Below are 18,715 nucleotides of genomic sequence, written 5' to 3'. Positions count from 1 at the left end.
GCGGGCACGTGTGGGACGGCGTGACCTGGATACCCGGACCCAACGGCAGCACGGCCCGTCCGGAAGTCAGGCACGCCATGGGCAGTGAGATCCAGCGCTCCGAAACCACTCTGCGGGTCAACGGCAAACCCCACACCCTGCTCCTCGACCACCGGCGGGTCCTCCTGGACGTACTCCGCGAGGACCTCGACCTGACCGGCGCGAAGAAGGGCTGCGACCACGGCCAGTGCGGTGCCTGCACCGTGCTGGCCGACGGCCGCCGGGTGAACAGCTGTCTGCTGCTCGCCGTCGCCCTCGACGGCAGCGAGATCACCACGATCGAGGGCCTGGCCGCCGACGGCGCGGGCCCTCACCCGCTGCAACGGGCCTTCCTCGACCGGGACGCCTTCCAGTGCGGCTACTGCACCCCCGGCCAGATCTGCTCCGCCGTCGGCGCGCTCGCCGAGGCCGCCGCCGGGCACCCCTCGCAGGTCACCGACCCCGCCGCACCCTCCGGCCGGCCCGTCCCGCTGGACCGGACCGAGATCCGCGAGCGGCTGAGCGGCAACCTGTGCCGATGCGGGGCCTACCCCCGTATCGTCGAGGCGGTCGAGGACGTGATCCCGTGAGGTCCTTCGACTACGTCCGCGCCCGCACCCCCGAGGAGGCCGTCGAGGCCTTCGCCGCCCGCCCCGGCGCCCACTACCTGGCCGGCGGCACCAACCTCGTCGACCTCATGAAACTCGGCGTCGAACGGCCCACCGCGCTGATCGACGTCAGCCGCCTCCCACTGGACCGGCTGGAAGAGCTGCCCGACGGCGCCCTGCGCATCGGTGCCACCGTCCGCAACAGCGACCTCGCCGCCCACCCCCTGGTCCGCGACCGCTACCCCGTACTGTCCCAGGCCCTGCTCGCCGGGGCATCCGGCCAGCTCCGCAACGTCGCCACCACCGGCGGCAACCTCCTCCAGCGCACCCGCTGCGGCTACTTCCAGGACCCCGGCAAGCCCTGCAACAAACGGGAGCCGGGCAGCGGCTGCGGCGCCCTGGAGGGCGTCCACCGCGACCACGCGGTCCTCGGCCACTCCGCGCACTGCGTCGCCACCAACCCCTCCGACATGGCCGTGGCCCTCGCCGCACTCGACGCCCGCGTCGAGCTGTACGGTCCCGAGGGCGCCCGGACCATGGACCTGACCGACTTCCACCGGCTGCCCGAGAACCATCCCGAGCGGGACACCGAACTCCGCCCCGGCGAGCTGATCACCGGGGTGCTGCTGCCCGCCGCCACGGCCGGCGCGCCCTCCGCCTACCGCAAGGCCCGCGACCGGGCGTCGTACGCCTTCGCGCTCGCCTCCGCCGCCGTCGTCCTGCGGGTCGCCGAGGGGCTGGTCACCCAGGTGGGCCTGGCCTTCGGCGGGCTCGCCCACCGCCCCTGGCGGGCCCGGGTCGCGGAGGCGGCCCTGCTCGGCGAGGCGGCCACCCCGCCGGTCCTCGCCGGCGCCGTCGACCTGGAACTCGCCGCCGCCCGCCCGCTGCCGGACAACGCCTACAAGGTGCCCCTCGCCCGCAACCTCGCCCTCGACGTGCTGACCCGGCTCGCCCCCGCCCCCGCCCCGCTCTGACCCGGGAGGTCCCCATGGCCCGCACCGCCGCCCTCGGCGCCCCGGCCGCGCGCCGGGAAGGGCTCGCGAAGGTCACCGGCACCGCCCGCTACGCCGCCGAGCACCCGCTGCCCGGCCGCGTCCACGCCCGCGCCGTCCCCGCCACCGTGGCCCGCGGCCGCATCACCGGCATCGACACCGGCCCGGCCCGCGAGGTTCCCGGCGTCCTCACCGTCCTCACCCACGAGAACGCCCCCCGCCTCGGCGAACCCGAGGACGCCACCCTCGCCCTGCTCCAGGACTCCGACGTACCGCACCGGGGCTGGTGCGTCGCCCTGGTCGTCGCGAAGACCCCGGAGGCGGCCCGCGCAGGAGCCGCCGCCGTCCGCATCACCTACGACACCGTCGACCACGACGCCGTCCTCACCCCGGGGCACCCCGGCGCCCACGAGCCCGAGGAGGTCAACGGCGGCCAGGCCGCCCGCTGCCGCCGCGGCGCCCCGGAGTCCGCCTTCGCCGCGGCCCCCGTCCGCGTGGACGTCACCTACCGCACCCCGCCGCTGCACAACCACCCGATGGAACCCCATGCCAGCACCGCGTACTGGGACCGCGGCCGGCTCACCGTGCACACCTCCAGCCAGGGCACCAGCGACGTCCGCGGTGTGCTCGCCGGGCTGTTCGCCGTGCCCGTCGACCGGATCACCGTGCGCGCCGAACACGTCGGCGGCGGCTTCGGGTCCAAGGGTTCCCCGCGCCCGGACGTGGTCCTCGCGGCCATGGCGGCCCGGTACACCGGCCGGCCGGTCACCCTCGCCTACCCGCGCCGCCACCTGCCGACGGTCGTCGGCCACCGCGCCCCCACCCTCAACCGGCTGCGGCTCGGCGCGACCTCGGACGGCCGGCTCACCGCCCTCCTGCACGACGTGACCACCCACACCTCGCCGGTCCGGTCGTTCGTGGAGGCGGCGGGCGCGATCTCCGGAGTCATGTACGCCACCCCCAACCTGTGCTTCGTACACCATGTCGTCCCGCTCGACGTGCCCAGCCCCTCGTGGATGCGCGCACCCGGAGAGGCGACCGGCATGTACGCCCTGGAGTCGGCGATGGACGAGCTGGCCGACGAACTCGGCACGGACCCGGTCGAGTTGCGGATCCGCAACGAACCCGACCGGGAGCCGGCCGGCGGCCTGCCCTTCAGCAGCAGGCACCTCGTCGAGTGCCTGCGCGAGGGCGCCCACCGGTTCGGCTGGACCCGCAGGGTGCGGCGCGCCGACGGTCCGCTGCTGATCGGCACCGGGGTGGCCGCCGCGACCTACCCGGTGATGGCCTTCCCGTGCACGGCCGCCGCCGAGGCACGGCCCGACGGCACCTTCCTGATCCGGGTGAACGCCTCCGACATCGGCACCGGCGCCCGTACCGTGCTCGCCCAGATCGCCGCCGACGCGCTCGGCGCACCCCTGGACCGGGTCCGCACCGAGATCGGCGACAGCGACCTGCCCCCGGCACCGGTGGCGGGCGGCTCCTCCGGGACCGCCTCCTGGGGCTGGGCGGTGTACGAGGCCTGCGCCCGGCTGCTGAACCGGCTGGCCGACCACACCGGTCCGCTGCCCGAGCGGGGGATCGGTGTCCGCGCGGACACCAGTGGGCGCGCCGACGCCGACAGCCCCTACGCGCGCCACGCGTTCGGCGCCCACTTCGCCGAGGTGGCCGTCGACACCGTCACCGGAGAGGTCCGGGTGCGCCGGCTGCTCGGCGTCTACGCGGCCGGGCACATCCTCAACCCCCGTACCGCGCGCTCCCAGTTCGTCGGCGGCATGACGATGGGCCTGGGCATGGCCCTGACCGAGGGGAGCACGGTGGACGCGGCGTTCGGCGACTTCGCGGAGACCGACCTGGCGTCGTACCACGTCCCCGCGCACGCCGACGTCCCCGACATCGAGGCGCACTGGATCGACGAGGACGACCCGCACCTGAACCCCATGGGCAGCAAGGGCATCGGCGAGATCGGCGTGGTGGGCACCCCCGCCGCCATCGGCAACGCCGTCCATCACGCCACGGGCATCCGCTTCCGCACCCTGCCGCTGACCCCGGACCGGATCCTCACCGCTCTGAACGCACGGTGATCGTCGCGGTGGACGTCCGGCGCCCTTCGTCGAGGGGACGGTGGCTGCCGCGCAGGGCCGAGGCCACGGCGGAGACCAGGGCCATGCCGGCGGCCACGCCGAAGACGACGGCCAGGCCGTGGTGGAAGGGACCGGAGACCAGCTGCGGGAAGAAGGTGTGGCCGGTCAGGGCGGACCGCTGGGCCTCGGTGACATGGTCCAGGACGCCCTCGGAGGCGAGCAGGTGCTCGATGGGGTTGTTGCCGAGGAACGTCGCGAACAGCGTGCTGACGGGCGGCAGCGACGCGGCGTGCGCGGCGGAGGCGGCCGGCACGCCGTGCGCCATGAGGCCGTTCTTCAGCGTCGCCGGGAGCGAGGAGGCGAGCCCGGAGACCATCAGGGAGAAGAAGACGCCGATGGACAGCGCCGTACCGGAGTTCTGGAAGGTCGAGCGCATGCCCGAGGCGACACCCCGGTACTCGGCCGGCACGCTGCCCATGATCGAGGAGGTGTTGGGCGCCGAGAACATGCCCTGGCCGAGGCCGTTGAGCAGCAGCAGGGCCGCGAACAGCCCGTAGTCGAAGTCCACGGGCAGCGCGAGCAGCCCCAGGAAGGACGCGGTGACGACGACCAGTCCCGCGGTGGAGAAGAACCGGGCGCCGAACCGGTCCGAGAGGTAGCCGGACACCGGTCCCGCGATCAGGAAGCCCAGGGTCAGCGGGAGCATGAAGATGCCGGCCCACAACGGGGTGTCCTCGAAGTCGTAGCCGTGCAGCGGCAGCCAGATGCCCTGCAGCCAGATGATGAGCATGAACTGCAGCCCGCCGCGCGCGATCGCGGTCAGCAGGGCGGCCACGTTCCCCGCGGCGAACGCCCTGTTCTTGAAGAGGGCGAGGTCGAACATGGGCTCGGCGACCCGCGTCTCGATGACACAGAAGGCCAGCAGCAGGGCGGCGCCACCGATCAGGCCGGTGAGCACCCACGGGTTCCCCCAGCCGGTGGCGCTGTCGCCGTAGGGCTGGATGCCGTAGGTGATCCCGGCCAGCAGGATGCCGGCGCCGGCCGCGAAGGTGAGGTTGCCCAGCCAGTCGATCCGGCCGGGGCGGCCCGCCGAGGTCTCCCGCAGGCTCAGGTACGACCAGATCGTACCGGTGATGCTCACCGGGACGCTCACCCAGAACACGGCACGCCAGTCGACGGCGGCGAGCAGCCCGCCGGCCAGCAGGCCGAGGAACTGCCCTGCCAGCGCGGTGATCTGGTTGATGCCGAGGGCCGTGCCGCGCTGCCGGGCCGGGAAGGCGTCGGTGAGGATGGCGGCCGAGTTGGCGGTGAGCATGGACCCGCCGAAGGCCTGCACGATCCGCCACAGGATCAGCCACAGGGCGCCGGTCCCCGCCCGGAACGGGTCGAGTGACAGTGCGACCGAGGCGCACGCGAAGATCAGGAAGCCCAGGTTGTAGATCTTCACCCGCCCGAACATGTCACCGAGCCGCCCGAGCACGACGACCAGCACGGCGGAGACCAGCAGATAGCCCAGGATCATCCAGAGCAGATAGCCGATGTTGCCCGGCGCGAGCGGATCGAGCCCGATGCCGCGGAAGATCGCGGGCAGCGAGATGATCACGATCGACGCGTCCATCGTGGCGATCAGCACGCCGAGAGTGGTGTTCGACAGCGCGACCCACTTGTAGCCCGGCCCGGCGGGGGTGTCCTTGTGGCGGGCCGAGCTCAGGGCGGCGGACCACCCGCGCCCGCTCACAGCCGCTCCGCCAGCCGGCCGAGGAGCGGCAGGGCCGCCCCGAGCGTCGCGCGCTCCTGGTCGGAGAACGTGTCGAGGACGGCCGCCAGCCGCTGGACCGACTCGGAGCGCCGCTCGGCGAGCACCGCCCGCCCCTCCTCGGTGACGGCCACGATGCTCCGCCGCCCGTCCGCGGCGTCGGGAGTGCGGCGGACCAGTCCGCGCTGTTCGAGCTGGGCGAGGGTGCTGGCCATGGCCTGCGGCCGTACCCGCTCCAGCTCGGCGAGGGAGGTGGGGGAGGTGGGGCCCTCGCCCGCGAGCCGCGCAAGGACGGACACGCCCGACAGCGACAGATCCCCCACCGCGTGTGCCTGCCGCAGCCGCCGCGTCAACCGGCCCACCGCGAGCCGTAGATCGGACGCGAGCCGGGTGGCGTCGCTCTGGTCGCGTGTACCGCCGCCGTCGGCGGTCATGTCTGCCTTCACATGTACTAACACTAGGTTTATCAGTCTGAACTGCTCAACCATTCGTCAGTAAATATGAGGGTCAGCGGGCGATGCGGTGATGCCGGCCGCCGCGCCGCAGCCGGACCCCGGCGAGGACGAGGTCGGCCAGGAGCACGACGGCGCCGATGACCAGCAGGTAGAACAGGCCGTGGACGGCGAATCCGACGATGCCCAGAACGACGGCCACAAGGATCAGGAGCAGGAACAGACTCATCGGCTCTCCCGGACGGACTCGGTGGGTCAGCGGCGGGCCAGGCGGCGCGCGCCGCCCGCACCCGGGACGTAGTCGAGTTCGTAGTGCGCGAAGACCGCGGGCTCCCGGGCGGCGGGCAGCTCGCCGTCGGTGTCGATCGACGGAACCTTCTTGACCACGTCCTTGCGGTACGCGACCTTCAGATAGGCGGGACCGACGGTCGCCTCGGCGAGCGGGACGAACACCAGACGGCGCCGGGTGGGCAGCCCGACCGTCACGGTGACGAAGCGGGGCTTGTCGGTCGTGGTGTCCACGTAGACCGACTCCAGAACGCCGATCTTGTGCCCGGCGGCGTCGACGACCTCGTGACCGCGCCACTCTCGGATGTCGGTTGCTTCGAACATCGGGCACCTCCCGTCGAGCGGGTACCCGGTGCGGCCACTCGCAGTCATGGAGTCACACGGATGCCCACGATGCAGGTGTCGTCGTCGGTGTCGGACCGGCTGTGCGTCAGCAAGCGGTCCACCTGCTGGTCCAGGGCCGGCGGCACCGCGCGCGCGGCCTTCAGCAACTGCGCGAGGGACTCCTCAACGGACCGGTCACGGCGTTCGATCAGACCGTCCGTGTACATCAGCAGGGTGTCGCCGACCGCGAGTTGCACCTCGTGCTCCTGGAACGCGGCCTCCGGCAGGGCGCCCAGCAGCATGCCCTGCACCAGGGGCAGCGGCTCCGCCCCCGCGCCGCGCACCAGGACCGGCGGCAGATGGCCGGCCCGGGCCCAGCGCAGGGTGCGGTGGTCCGGGTCGTAGAGCCCGCACACCGCGGTGGCGGTGACGGAGCCGGTCAGGCGGTGCGTCACCATGTTGAGCCAGGACAGCAACTGCCCCGGGCCGGCGCCGGTCACGGCGAGCCCGCGCAGCGCGTTGCGCAGGACGACCATGCTGGTGGCCGCGTCGATGCCGTGCCCGGCGACATCCCCCACGCACAGCAGCACCAGCCGGGACGGCAGCAGGACCGCGTCGTACCAGTCGCCGCCGATCAGATGCTGGGTCTCCGCGGGCCGGTAGCGCACGGCGAGATCCAGCCCGGGAACCGCCAGCGGGGTGTGCGTGGGCGGCATGATGGCGTGCTGGAGCTGGAGGGCGAGACGGTTGCGTTCGCTGGCCTGCTGCTCGGTGTGGGCGAGCTGGTCGCGGGTGGCGGCGAGGGCGACCTCGGTCCAGTGATGCGCCGAGATGTCCTGGTAGGCGCCGCGTACGACATACAGCTGGCCGTCGGAGTCGAGGACCGGCTCGGCCACCACCCGGATGTGCCGGGTTACCCCGTCGGGCCGCTTGAGGCGGAACGCGGTGGACGCGGCCCGGCGATGGTGCAGCAGGGTGCGCAGGAACCGTCCGATGGCCACGGCGTCGTCCGGATGGGCATGCGCGGGCAGGTCCTCCAGTGCCACCGGGGTGGCGGAGGCGGGTCTGCCGTAGAGCTGGTACAGCTGACCGTTCCAGGTGATCTCGCCGGTGAGCAGGTTCTCCTCGAAGCCGCCGATCCGGCCCAGGCGCTGGGCGTGCTGGAGCAGGCTGGCCAGGCGGGCCGTCTCGTCCTCGATGCGCCAGACGAGCAGGACGCAGTTCCCGTGCCGGCTGATGTTGATGTCGGCGACCGCCGCCAGCGGGACGTCGCCGACCAGGGCGGTCAGCCGCATGCGGTGGGCGCGGTAGGGCTCGCCGGTGGCGTGGACCCGCTCTATCCGCTCGAAGAGCTCGCTGTGACCGGCGGCCATCGGGTACGTCTCCAGCAGCAGGGCGCCGTTGACGACGCCCCGGGGGCGGCCGGCCGGGTCCAGAAAGTGGCCGTTCACGTGATGGATCCGGAAGTCGGCGAGTTCCCCGTCGGCGTCCAGCACCGGCACGAGCACCAGGGCGGGGTCGTGGAGTCCGTCGGCCAGGTCCATCAGCTCCGTGACGTCGGGCAGGAGACGCGGCCCCTCGGCACCGTCCGGGGCGTGCGGGTTGTACGCCTCCAGGGTGTGGGCGCACAGCTCGGCCAGCGCCTCGATCTGGCGGACCACGGGCGGGGGAGGGGGGTCCAGCGGGGTGGGCCAGGCGATCTCCAGGACACCGTGGATCCGTCCGCCGGTCCCGGCCGGTACGGCGACCCGGCCGCCCTCCGGGTGGTGGTGCTGGCCGATCGAGGGCATGCCCGTCTCGGCCAGGCTGCGGATCCAGTGACCCGCGCGCTCGGCCAGCCCCCGGCGGGCCACGGTCGTCACGCCCGGCGGCACATGCCGCCAGCGCCCGGCCTCGGCGGCGGAGAATCCCGCGGTGCCGGCCAGCGCGAGCGAACCGTCGGAGCCCAGCGCCCAGATGGCCACCGCCTGCGCACCCAGCGGCGTCAAGGCGTGTTCCAGCAGGGAGTCGGCGACGGCCTGGGTGTCGTGGGCGGCCAGCACGCCGCTCTCGGCCTCCCGCAGCCGGACGGCCGAGGAACGGCCGTCGGCCGGCTCCCCGGCCGTGGCCCCGGCCCCGGCGGCGGTGTCGGCCGCGGTGGCCGCGAGGAAAGCCGCGGTCACCTCCGAGAGCCGGTCGCGGGCCGCCTGGTTGATGACGTCCACCGCGAATTCGAGTGGCGTCACCCCGGCCTGTCCGGCCAGCTCGGCCAACTGCCGAGCGGCCTGTGCGGGGCCGCAGCGCAGCCGTTCGACCAGGATGCCCTTCGCCAGTTCGATCAGGGCACGTCCGTCGGCCTCCGCCTGCGCCGCCTGTACCTCCCGCCGCAGCCGCTCCACGGTCGCGGTGAGCCTGCCGACGGGGGACGGCTTCCCGGACTCGGCCGCGCCGCCGCCGTCGGCGGGGACGGGCATGCCGGCGGTCGAGCCGGCGGCGACGGCCGCGCCGGGAGCGGTGTCGACGGCGGCCCGGCCCTCGGTGGGGTCGGAGGGGACGGCCCGGTGCCCGGCGGAGTCGGCGGTGGAGGCTCGGCCCGCCGTGGCGTCGGCGGCGGTGGCCCCGGCTCCGGTGTCGTCGGCCGGTCCGGCGCTCGTCGGGTCGGTCCGGGCCGGTGTGGGGCGGCCGTCCGCCGGGAAGCGCGCGCCCTGTGGTTCGGGCGGTTGACGGAGATCACTCACGGTCAGTCTGTTCCTCGGCTGGGACGCCCGGGGCGTCACGCGGTCGGCTGGTGGCGGATGCGGCCGTGACGCGTGGTCACTCGGGCAGCCAGCGCCGGACCCGGCCGATGAGGTCGCCCGTGTCGACGGGTTTGGTGACGTAGTCGTTGGCACCCGAGGCGAGGCTCTTCTCCTGGTCGCCCGGCATGGCCTTCGCGGTGACGGCGATGATGGGCAGCTTGGCGTACTGCGGCATGGCACGGATCTCCGTGGTGGCGGCGTAGCCGTCCATCTCCGGCATCATCACGTCCATCAGGACCATGCAGATGTCCGGGTGCGCGAGCAGCATCTCGATGCCCTTGCGGCCGTTGTCGGCGTGCAGGACCTGGAAGCCGTGCAGTTCCAGCACCCCGCTGAGGGCGAAGAGGTTGCGGGCGTCGTCGTCGACCACCAGGATCGTCCGGCCCAGGAAGGCGTCGTCCACGACCTGCGCGGCCGGGTGGTGCGACTCCTCGGCGCGCACCAGTGACAGCACGTCGCCGGGCTGCTCGGCCGACAGGTGCAGCGTGATGCGCTCGCGCAGCTCGTCCAGGCTGGCAAGGAAGTCCAGCGGGCGGTCACCGGCGAGGGCACGCAGTCCCTGCTCCTGGGCGAGGTCCACCCGATGCCCGGTGTGCACCAGGACGGGCACGCTGGCCAGCGCCGAATCACCGCGCATGGCCTCAAGGAAGCCCGCGCCCTCCTGGCCGGGCATGCCCAGTTCCAGGACGACACAGTGGCAGGCCTGCGCCGCCAGGGTGCTCGCCGCTTCCTGCGCCCCGACCGCGGTGATGATGTCGATCGCCCCGTGGGGATCGTCGGGGCGCTGCGCGATGTCCGCCACGGCACGCTCGGCGACCAGCGTGAGCAGCCCCCGCGGCCGTTCCTCGATCACCAGCAGCCGGCGCCTGCGCGGCTCGGCGGCCGCCGTCGGCGCGGTCAGCGCACGCGGCGCCGACGGCTCCTCGCCGTCGGCCTCGTCAGGGGACTGCTCCACCGGCCGGACCCCGGTCTCCAGGAGTTCCTCGAAGTCGGCGCGAGCGACGGGCAGATACAGCGTGAACGTGCTGCCCTGACCGGGCGTGCTGTCCACGGTGACGGCACCGCCGAGCAGATGGGCGATCTCGCGGGTGATGGACAGGCCGAGCCCGGTGCCGCCGTACTTGCGGCTGGTGGTGCCGTCGGCCTGCTGGAACGCGCCGAAGATCGTCTCCAGCTGCTGCTGGGGGATGCCGATGCCGGTGTCGACGACCCGGAAGGCCACCGCGGGACCGCCGCGCTGGACCTCCGGCGGCACCTCGCGGTCGGCGGCCGGCTCGATCCGCAGCTGCACACCGCCCTGCTCGGTGAACTTCACCGCGTTCGACAGCAGGTTGCGCAGGATCTGCCGCAGCCGGGAGTCGTCGGTGAGCAGGTCGGCGGGTGTTCCCGGGGCGGTGGCCACCGCGAAGTCCAGGCTCTTCTGGGAGGTCATCGGACGGAACGTCGCCTCGACGTACTCCAGCAGCTGGCGCAGCGGGACCCGCTCCGGAGCGACGTCCATCTTTCCGGCCTCCACCTTGGAGAGGTCGAGGATGTCGTTGATCAGCTGGAGCAGGTCCGAGCCCGCCGAGTGGATGATGCCCGCGTACTCGACCTGCTTGGGCGTCAGGTTGCGCGACGGGTTCTGCGCCAGCAACTGGGCGAGGATCAGCAGGCTGTTGAGCGGTGTGCGCAGCTCGTGGCTCATGTTGGCCAGGAACTCCGACTTGTACTTGGAGGCCAGCGCGAGCTGCTGCGCCCGGGTCTCCAGCTCCTGCCTGGCCTGCTCGATCTGGAGGTTCTTCGCCTCGATGTCCCGGTTCTGGTCGACCAGCAGGGACGCCTTCTCCTCCAGCTCCGCGTTGGAGCGCTGCAGTTCCTCCTGCTGCACCTGCAACTCCTCCGACCGGGACTGCAGTTCGGCGGTCAGGCGCTGGGACTCCTCCAGCAGCTCGTCGGTGCGGGCGTTGGCCACGATGGTGTTGAGATTGACGCCGATGGTCGGCATGAGCTGCGCCAGGAAGTCCTGGTGGATCTGGGTGAAACGGGTCAGCGAGGCCAGTTCGATGACGCCCAGGACCTGCTCCTCGACCACGATGGGCAGCACCGCGAGGGCGCGGGGCAGCGCCTGCCCGAGGCCGGAGGAGATGGTGACGTAGCCCTCCGGGAGCTCGTCCACGGCGATGGGACGCCGGTTGCGCGCGGCCTGCCCGACCAGGGAGCGGCCGACCGGGATCCGGGTCGGCCGCTCCGCGTCGTCCGGAGCTCCGTACGAGCCCACCAGCCGCAGTTCGTGCCCGCGCTCGGTGTCCTCCGCGAGGTAGAACGCGCCGTACTGGGCCGACACCAGCGGGGTGAGTTCGTCCATGATCAGCTCGGCCACGACGGGCAGCTCGCGATGGCCCTGCATCAGGCCGGAGATGCGGGCGAGGTTGGTCTTGAGCCAGTCCTGCTCCTGGTTGGCCCGGGTGGTCTCGCGCAGGGACCCCACCATGGCGTTGATGTTGTCCTTGAGCTCCGCGACCTCGCCGGACGCCTCCACGGTGATCGAGCGGGTCAGATCGCCCTCGGCCACGGCGCTGGCGACCTCCGCGATCGCGCGGACCTGCCGGGTGAGGTTCCCGGCCAGCTCGTTGACGTTCTCCGTCAGCCGCTTCCAGGTGCCCTCGACGCCCTCCACCTCGGCCTGGCCGCCGAGCCGGCCCTCGCTGCCGACCTCGCGGGCGACGCGGGTGACCTCGGCGGCGAACGAGGACAGCTGGTCGACCATCGTGTTGATGGTGGTCTTCAGCTCCAGGATCTCGCCCCGGGCGTCCACGTCGATCTTCTTCGACAGATCGCCGCCCGCCACCGCGGTCGTCACCAGGGCGATGTTGCGCACCTGCCCGGTGAGGTTGTTGGCCATCGAGTTGACGTTGTCCGTCAGGTCCTTCCAGGTGCCGGCCACGTTCGGCACGTGCGCCTGCCCGCCGAGGCGCCCCTCGGTGCCCACCTCGCGCGCCACCCGGGTGACCTCGTCGGCGAACGCCGACAGCGTGTCGACCATGGTGTTGATGACGTCCGCCAGCGCGGCGACCTCGCCCTTGGCCTCCACGGTGATCTTCTGCGAGAGGTCGCCGCGCGCCACGGCCGTGGCGACCTGGGCGATGGAGCGGACCTGCCCGGTCAGGTTGGACGCCATCACGTTGACGTTGTCCGTGAGGTCCTTCCAGGTCCCGGAGACGCCCCGGGCGATGGCCTGCCCGCCGAGATTGCCCTCGGTGCCGACCTCGCGGGCGACGCGGGTGACCTCGTCGGCGAACGCGGAGAGCTGGCCGACCATCGTGTTGATGGTGTTCTTGAGTTCGAGGATCTCGCCGCGGGCGTCGACGGTGATCTTCTGGGAGAGGTCGCCCTGCGCGACCGCGGTGGCCACCTGGGCGACGTTGCGGACCTGCGCGGTGAGGTTGCCCGCCATGAAGTTCACGGAGTCCGTGAGGTCGCGCCAGGTGCCCTTGACGCCCTTGACGTCGGCCTGGCCGCCGAGGCGCCCCTCGGTGCCCACTTCCCGGGCGACGCGGGTGACCTCGTCGGCGAACGCGGAGAGCTGGTCGACCATCGTGTTGATGGTGTTCTTGAGTTCGAGGATCTCGCCGCGGGCGTCGACGGTGATCTTCTGGGAGAGGTCGCCCTGCGCGACCGCGGTCGTCACCTGGGCGATGTTGCGGACCTGGGAGGTGAGGTTGCCGGCCATGAAATTGACCGAATCGGTGAGGTCGCGCCAGACACCGCCGACCCCGGGCACCTGCGCCTGGCCGCCGAGGCGCCCTTCGCTGCCGACCTCGCGGGCGACGCGGGTGACCTCGTCGGCGAACGCGGAGAGCTGGTCGACCATCGTGTTGACGGTCTCCTTCAGCTGCAGGATCTCGCCGCGGGCGGGCACGTCGATCTTCTGGGACAGGTCGCCCTTGGCCACCGCCGTCGCCACCTGGGCGATGTCGCGGACCTGCGTGGTGAGGTTGCCCGCCATGGCGTTGACCGACTCGGTCAGGTCCGCCCAGGTGCCGGAGACCCCGGGCACCTCGGCCTGACCGCCCAGCGTGCCCTCGGTGCCCACCTCGCGGGCGACCCGGGTCACCTCCGAGGTGAAGACGGACAACTGGTCGACCATGCCGTTGAACACCGTGGCGATGTCACCGAGCAGCCCCGACCCGTCGGACGGCAGGCGGGTGCCGAAGTCACCGTCGCGTACCGCCGTCAGCCCGGCGAGCAGTTGCCGGAGCTCCTGCTCACCCGGGCCGCCCTGCACCTGGGCGTCCATCGCAGTGCCGGTCATCCCCACCCTCGTTCCACTTCGCAGGGTCCCCACCCCGAGGACCCGGGACCAGGCCGGCGCCGTGAAGCCCCACCACCAGGTGGCGACGCCCGTTCGACGGCTCCGGACCGACGAGAAATCGATCGCAGACTAACTCAGTTGTCGTGCGGCAACAAAAGCCTGGCCGGAAAGCCCTGGCCCGCACAAATGACCCCGGAAACAAGCGGCATGACAAGGCGGAACCGGGGTACTCGGCTTGTTTTCGGCCACGGGGCAGGCCGACGCCGGCCGGGCGGATCGGGCGGCTCACGAGGTCCCGGGCGTCACGCCGCGAGGGCCTCCTCGACGGTCGGATGACAGGGGGCGACGGCGTCGAGTCCCACCAGCTGCATGGTGCGCAGCACAGCGCCGTGGGCGCCCGCCAGACGCAGCCATCCGTGCGCGGCCCGCGTGGCGTGGTGGGCGGCGACGAGCGCGTTGATGCCGCTGGAATCCATGAAGGTGACCCCGCTCAGATCGACGACGACCCGGGAGCCGGAGCCGGTGGCGGGATCCGCGGGAGGTATCGCCCGCGTCAGTGCGCCCACACTCTGGTAGTCGATCTCTCCGCGGACGCCGAGCACGACGATGCCGTCGACATCCGCGCGGACCACGGACAACTGGCCGCGTCCCACTGCTTCCTGGTTGCCTGCGTTGTCTGTCACTGCCGTCCTTCACACCCTCGGTCCGGGCTGAGCCCCCTTCCTGTAGCCAACGTTGCCCCGGATTCCCCGGGTGATGCGCCCGCTGCCCCGACCGACTTCCGGGGCACAGGCATACGGTCGCGAGTACCGGGTAGACGCGCGCCCATGAACGGGGTATCGCATGTCAGTGGCAGGGCGGAGCCTGTCCCGCCCGAGGAGTGTTCCCGGATGCCGGATGCCGCACCTGCCGACGTCACCATCGCTCTGGACGGGGCGGCCGGCTGTATCGCCGACGCGCGGGACCGGACGTCGGAGTTCCTGACCAGGGCCCAGACCGAGCACGGGCTGCCGGTCACCTCACGCACCATGGACCTGGCGCAGCTCGTGGTCAGCGAACTGGTCACCAACGCGCTGAAGTACGCACCCGGACCGGTGCTGCTGCACCTGCGCGTGGTCGACGGCATGGTGGAGATCGAGATCTGGGACACCGATCCCACGCTGCCGCTGGCCCGGGCCGCCGACGCCGGACGGGTGGGCCAGCACGGTCTGGAGATCGTGCTCGCGGTGGTGCAGGGCTTCGAGGCGCGACGCGAGCCCGTGGGCAAGTGCGTCACCGCCCGGCTCGCGCTCTTCGACGATCCGCTGCTGGGTTTCGGCCGGCCGACTCATGGCGGGGGCCGCGCGGCCCCCGGGTGACAGCCGTCGAAGGAATGAAGTTCCGGGACCGGGGCAGCCGGGCCGTTGCATGATCCATGCGAACCGTTGACAGGCAGGAGGCTTGCGATGCTCATGGCACACCCCGCAGTGCTGACGGACCTGATGGAGCAGTACGAGGCGCTGCGCACCCTGCACGCGGACCAGGGCGACGAGGCCGTACGCCGACGGATGGCCGACATCGCCTACACGCTGTGTGTGGCGACCGGTACCAGTGACGTCGACGCCGCCCTCGTCGTGGCGCGGTACCGCCTGCCCGGCGCCCGTGTCGAGGACGACTCACTGCTGTCTGCCTGACCGCGTACGTGCACGGGCGCTTCGCTCAGTCGTGCAGATGCTGTGGAGGCCGAGGGCTCCGGGGGCTTGCCCCGCCGTCGGCCGGGTACCGCGCGAGGAGACAAAGGTGGTACCCGCATGGGCGGGGCGATGTCTGAAAGCGATGCCTCGTGACTGGTCTGGATGGTTCCGCTGACGGCCGATCGGGCGGACCGCGGGACGGCCCCATGGCACTGGCCCAGGCGATGGCCGACGCCGTGGACAGTCTCGCGACCCTGTGGGCGGTCGCCGCGCAGGGCGCGAGTCCGCGCCTGTCACCGCACCAGCTGCGCGCCCTGCGGACCCTGGAGCGGGAACCGGGACTCAACCTCACCGCCCTCGCCGGGGCCATGGACATCGGGCCGCCCACCGCCAGCCGGCTCTGCGACCGGCTGGAGGCGGCCGGCCTGGTGGAGCGGGAATCGCATCCGCGCAACCGGCGTGTGGTGCGGCTGCACCTGACGAGACAGGGCCGGCAGGCGCTTGAGGAAGTGGCGCGGCGCAGAACCCGCAGGCTGGCCGTCGTGCTCGGCGCCATGGATCCGGCCGAGCGGGAAGCCCTCGGGCGAGGGCTCCGGGGATTCCTCGACGCGCAGGACACCAGGACCGGAGAAGAGAACGGCACCGGATCCTGACGTGCGGTCCCGCGCCGACCGCCACGAGACGCACGTGCCCCCGCAGCACCACCTTCAGCCGCCGGCCCGGGGTTCCCCGGGCCGGCGGCCGGCGTGTCACGACCGCTGCCGTCCCCGCCAGTCCAGGCAGACCACCAACGCGTCGTCCTCCGCCACGGCGGCCGCGCCGCGATGACCCGCCAGTTCGCGCAGAATGGCGCGCGGCACCTCGGCGGCAGGCAGCAGCCGAGTGGAGTGGATGGCCCGGGCGAGCGCCCGCTCGCCGTACGTCTCGCCCTTGGGCGAGTGCACCGCGTGGACGCCGTCGCTGACGAAGATGAGCCGGTCCCCGGGCTCGGCGGCGAATTCCTGCGCCACGTAGTCCGTCTCCTCGAACATGCCCAGCGGCAGCTGGGCCTCGAAGGGCACGTGCTCGACGGTGCCGCCGCGCAGCCGCAGCAACTGCGGGGAGCCGGCGTCCACGACACTGCCCCGGCCGGTCGCCAGGTCGAGGTCCAGCATCAGGACGGACAGGTAGCGGTGGCCCTGGTAGTGGGCGTAGACGGCCTGGTCGGCCAGGGCCGCCTGGTCCGCGATGGGGATTCCGGCGCGCCGCGCGTTGCGCAGGGCGTTGACGGCGAGGCTGGTCAGCAGGGCCGCCTCTATGCCCTCGCCCATGCCGTTCGTGACGTACACCATCAGCCGGTCGGCCGTGGCGGACCAGTCGAAGTTGTCGCCGTAGACGGCATAGGCCGGCTCCAGCTGACAGGCCAGGTCGTACTCGGGCCGGGAACAGGAGCGCCCGGGGAGCAGGTGCCACTGCATCTCCGCGGCCAGGGTGAGCCGGTCCTTGCGCCGGGCCTGGAGGTACAGGTCCGTGTCGCGCTCGGCCACGACCACCTCGTGCGCCAGCGCGTCGGCGATCTCGGCGAGTTCCGCGACGCACGCGGATGCCGCCTCGCTGTCGCGCAGGGTCACGGACAGCACGCCGAGCCGGTCGCCGCGCACGCTCACCGGCAGATGGACCCGTGTCGGCCGGCCCCGGCCGTCCTCGCGGTAAGGCACCTGAGAACCGAAGGCGCGGCCGGCCGGACTGCCGTGCACCGGGACCGGTTCCAGGTTGTGCGGCGCCACCGACACCGGCTGAAGCACGGTCAGGCCGTAGTCGGCCATGAACAGCTCGACGTCCTCCGCGTCGTATCGCTCGGTCAGCACGACGCGGACGACGTCCAGCAGTTCGTGGGGAGCCGCTGTGCGCAGGGCGCGTTCAGCGGTTTCGAATCTGTTCACGACGGTGAGTGCACCATTCCTTCTCCTGACAAGGGCCCGGCCGAGACCGGGCTCCGCGACGAGCCGCGTCTGTCGTCCCGGGCTGGCCGTGGCCGGCGTCGGCTGCTAGTACGCTGAGAGGCGCCCCAGTGCCTGCGAGAGTGTGACCGTGACTGCCTTCCGCCGCCGCGCAGAGCCCGACGAGGTGGCACGCGTGACCACGCGGGCCGTCGAGCTGCTGGAGGTCGTCTGGGGGCGGGCCTCGACCGCGCCCACCTCCGCCTCCCAGCTGCGCGTGCTGCACATCCTTGAGCACCACGACGGCATCAATCTGCGCACCCTCGCCGAGTTCCTCGCCTCCACCCCTCCGTCAACGAGCCGGCTGTGCGACCGGCTGCAGGCCGCGGGGTTCGTCGAGCGCGTGATGAGCCCGGAGGACCGGCGCGAGGTACGGCTCCATCTCAGCGCCCGGGGGCGCATCTTCCTCGCCGATCTGCGCGCCCGCCGGGAGAGCGAGTTGCAGAAGGTGCTGGCCGACATGCCCGCGGCCAAGCGTGTCGCCCTGCTGGAGGGCCTGGAGGCGTTCTGCGCGACCGCGGCCACGCAGATACCCGACGCGGCCCCGGACTCCGGCAGCCGGACCGCCTGAAGAGCCTTCACGGCACCGGTGCCTCCACCTCTTCACGAGGGTGGCGGAGGGTGCCGGAGCGGTCTCCGTCCACCGGATCATTCCAGGTCCTTCCCCGTGTACGTCCGACGCGGCTACTCTCTTGCCTCATGGCTATTGTTGTCAAACGGCAACTGTTCTTCGGATTGCCCTCACATCCTTCGGCTGTGTCCCGTCGGCACGAGCGACGGTGACCGTGCGGTACGTCTCGAACGCCCGAGACCTGGAAGCGATGGGAAGCGCTTCCCGGCATACGGCCGTGACGGCCGCCCACGCGCCGCGCTCGGACGACGGCGTTCGCCTGCCTGGGAACCTCGCAGCCATCCGTGTACCCGCAGAGACGGTCCGCATGACGATCGTCGCCCCGTCCGTGGCGACGCCCGGAGGAGACGGCCCGGCCGGCCGGTCCGGCCCCGCCCGTGCGTCCGAGACCGGTGACGGGAGGATGGCGCCATGCACCCGGCCTGTTGTCTGAGTGTGCGCATCGACCGTGGTGAGCAGACCTTCGTGCTCACCGTGCGAGGCGAGGTCGACTACGACGACGCCGGTGAGTTCGAGCGGGCCTGGGAGGCGGCCGACCGGGCGGCGATGCCCGTCACGGCGGTGGACCTCGCCGAGGTCACCTTCGCCGACAGCATGCTGCTCAACGCACTCATCCGGGCCCGCCACCGTCACCAGGCCGACGGCAGGACCCTGGTGCTCGTGGGCCCGCTGCAAACCGCCGTCAGCCGGCTCCTGGAGATCAGCGGCACCCGGGAGCTGTTCACCGTCACCGACGCCCGTCCCCGGGAAGACGGCGCGGACCCCTCATGAAGAACGCCATCACGGGTATCCGAACCCGGAACCACCAGTACACGGGGTGCACACACGACACGGACCAC

16 protein-coding genes are annotated in these 18,715 nt (G+C 72.4%); 8 read left to right on the top strand and 8 right to left on the bottom strand.

Going from position 1 to position 18,715, the window contains the following annotated elements:
* Positions 1-77: 77 nt before the first annotated feature.
* The 3 genes from OHB00_RS08550 to OHB00_RS08540 are packed head-to-tail and all read left to right on the top strand — an operon-like array spanning position 78 to position 3,702.
* The gene (locus OHB00_RS08550) at positions 78-608 is read left to right on the top strand and encodes a (2Fe-2S)-binding protein (protein WP_406445676.1); all 531 of its coding nucleotides are present in this window, start codon (positions 78-80) and stop codon (positions 606-608) included.
* Positions 605-1,600: an FAD binding domain-containing protein gene (locus OHB00_RS08545; RefSeq protein ID WP_406432873.1), complete on the top strand. Its 996-nt coding sequence runs from the start codon at positions 605-607 to the stop codon at positions 1,598-1,600. Before OHB00_RS08550 ends, OHB00_RS08545 begins: the two co-directional genes overlap by 4 nt.
* A 14-nt stretch (positions 1,601-1,614) precedes the next feature.
* A complete protein-coding gene (locus OHB00_RS08540; RefSeq protein ID WP_406432871.1) occupies positions 1,615-3,702 on the top strand; it encodes a xanthine dehydrogenase family protein molybdopterin-binding subunit in 2,088 nt (695 codons plus the stop codon).
* On the opposite strand, the gene OHB00_RS08535 is transcribed toward OHB00_RS08540, so the two are convergent.
* From OHB00_RS08535 to OHB00_RS08505, 7 genes are all read right to left on the bottom strand, one after another.
* Entirely contained in the window at positions 3,680-5,440 is a 1,761-nt protein-coding gene (locus OHB00_RS08535) for an MFS transporter (RefSeq protein WP_406432869.1), read from the bottom strand. The genes OHB00_RS08540 and OHB00_RS08535 overlap by 23 nt on opposite strands.
* Positions 5,437-5,904: a MarR family winged helix-turn-helix transcriptional regulator gene (locus tag OHB00_RS08530; protein WP_406432867.1), complete on the bottom strand. Its 468-nt coding sequence runs from the start codon at positions 5,902-5,904 to the stop codon at positions 5,437-5,439. The genes OHB00_RS08535 and OHB00_RS08530 overlap by 4 nt, the downstream gene beginning before the upstream one ends.
* A 61-nt stretch (positions 5,905-5,965) precedes the next feature.
* The gene (locus OHB00_RS08525; protein WP_406432865.1) at positions 5,966-6,139 is read right to left on the bottom strand and encodes a hypothetical protein; all 174 of its coding nucleotides are present in this window, start codon (positions 6,137-6,139) and stop codon (positions 5,966-5,968) included.
* Between the two features lie 26 nt (positions 6,140-6,165).
* On the bottom strand, positions 6,166-6,522 hold the full coding sequence (locus tag OHB00_RS08520; RefSeq protein ID WP_406432863.1) for a PRC-barrel domain-containing protein: 357 nt from the start codon (positions 6,520-6,522) through the stop codon (positions 6,166-6,168).
* 44 nt (positions 6,523-6,566) lie between these two features.
* The gene (locus OHB00_RS08515; RefSeq protein ID WP_406445674.1) at positions 6,567-8,975 is read right to left on the bottom strand and encodes a SpoIIE family protein phosphatase; all 2,409 of its coding nucleotides are present in this window, start codon (positions 8,973-8,975) and stop codon (positions 6,567-6,569) included.
* 340 nt (positions 8,976-9,315) lie between these two features.
* Positions 9,316-13,593, bottom strand: a complete 4,278-nt coding sequence (locus OHB00_RS08510; RefSeq protein WP_406432861.1) for a HAMP domain-containing protein — start codon at positions 13,591-13,593, stop codon at positions 9,316-9,318.
* 302 nt (positions 13,594-13,895) lie between these two features.
* A complete protein-coding gene (locus OHB00_RS08505; protein ID WP_406432859.1) occupies positions 13,896-14,276 on the bottom strand; it encodes an STAS domain-containing protein in 381 nt (126 codons plus the stop codon).
* Positions 14,277-14,483: 207 nt separating this feature from the next.
* Between OHB00_RS08505 and OHB00_RS08500 the strand changes: the two genes are divergently transcribed.
* The 3 genes from OHB00_RS08500 (at position 14,484) to OHB00_RS08490 (ending at position 15,919) form a co-directional block, all read left to right on the top strand.
* Positions 14,484-14,951, top strand: coding sequence for an ATP-binding protein (locus OHB00_RS08500; RefSeq protein WP_406432857.1), 468 nt, complete (start codon positions 14,484-14,486; stop codon positions 14,949-14,951).
* Positions 14,952-15,038: 87 nt separating this feature from the next.
* Positions 15,039-15,266 (top strand): DUF5133 domain-containing protein, encoded by a 228-nt coding sequence (locus OHB00_RS08495; protein WP_406432855.1) that lies wholly within the window; start codon positions 15,039-15,041, stop codon positions 15,264-15,266.
* Between the two features lie 206 nt (positions 15,267-15,472).
* Positions 15,473-15,919 (top strand): MarR family winged helix-turn-helix transcriptional regulator, encoded by a 447-nt coding sequence (locus OHB00_RS08490; protein ID WP_406432853.1) that lies wholly within the window; start codon positions 15,473-15,475, stop codon positions 15,917-15,919.
* A 96-nt stretch (positions 15,920-16,015) separates the two neighbouring features.
* On the opposite strand, the gene OHB00_RS08485 is transcribed toward OHB00_RS08490, so the two are convergent.
* On the bottom strand, positions 16,016-17,188 hold the full coding sequence (locus OHB00_RS08485) for a PP2C family protein-serine/threonine phosphatase (RefSeq protein ID WP_406432851.1): 1,173 nt from the start codon (positions 17,186-17,188) through the stop codon (positions 16,016-16,018).
* A 193-nt stretch (positions 17,189-17,381) separates the two neighbouring features.
* Between OHB00_RS08485 and OHB00_RS08480 the strand changes: the two genes are divergently transcribed.
* Entirely contained in the window at positions 17,382-17,816 is a 435-nt protein-coding gene (locus OHB00_RS08480) for a MarR family transcriptional regulator (protein ID WP_406432849.1), read from the top strand.
* 495 nt (positions 17,817-18,311) lie between these two features.
* The gene (locus tag OHB00_RS08475) at positions 18,312-18,647 is read left to right on the top strand and encodes an STAS domain-containing protein (RefSeq protein ID WP_406432847.1); all 336 of its coding nucleotides are present in this window, start codon (positions 18,312-18,314) and stop codon (positions 18,645-18,647) included.
* The last annotated feature ends 68 nt before the right edge of the window (positions 18,648-18,715 follow it).

Source organism: Streptomyces sp. NBC_00631, from assembly GCF_045206895.1.
GTDB lineage: Bacteria > Actinomycetota > Actinomycetes > Streptomycetales > Streptomycetaceae > Streptomyces.
The sequence above is the reverse complement of the archived record's forward strand: the minus strand, read 5'-3'. Positions and strand labels throughout refer to the sequence as shown.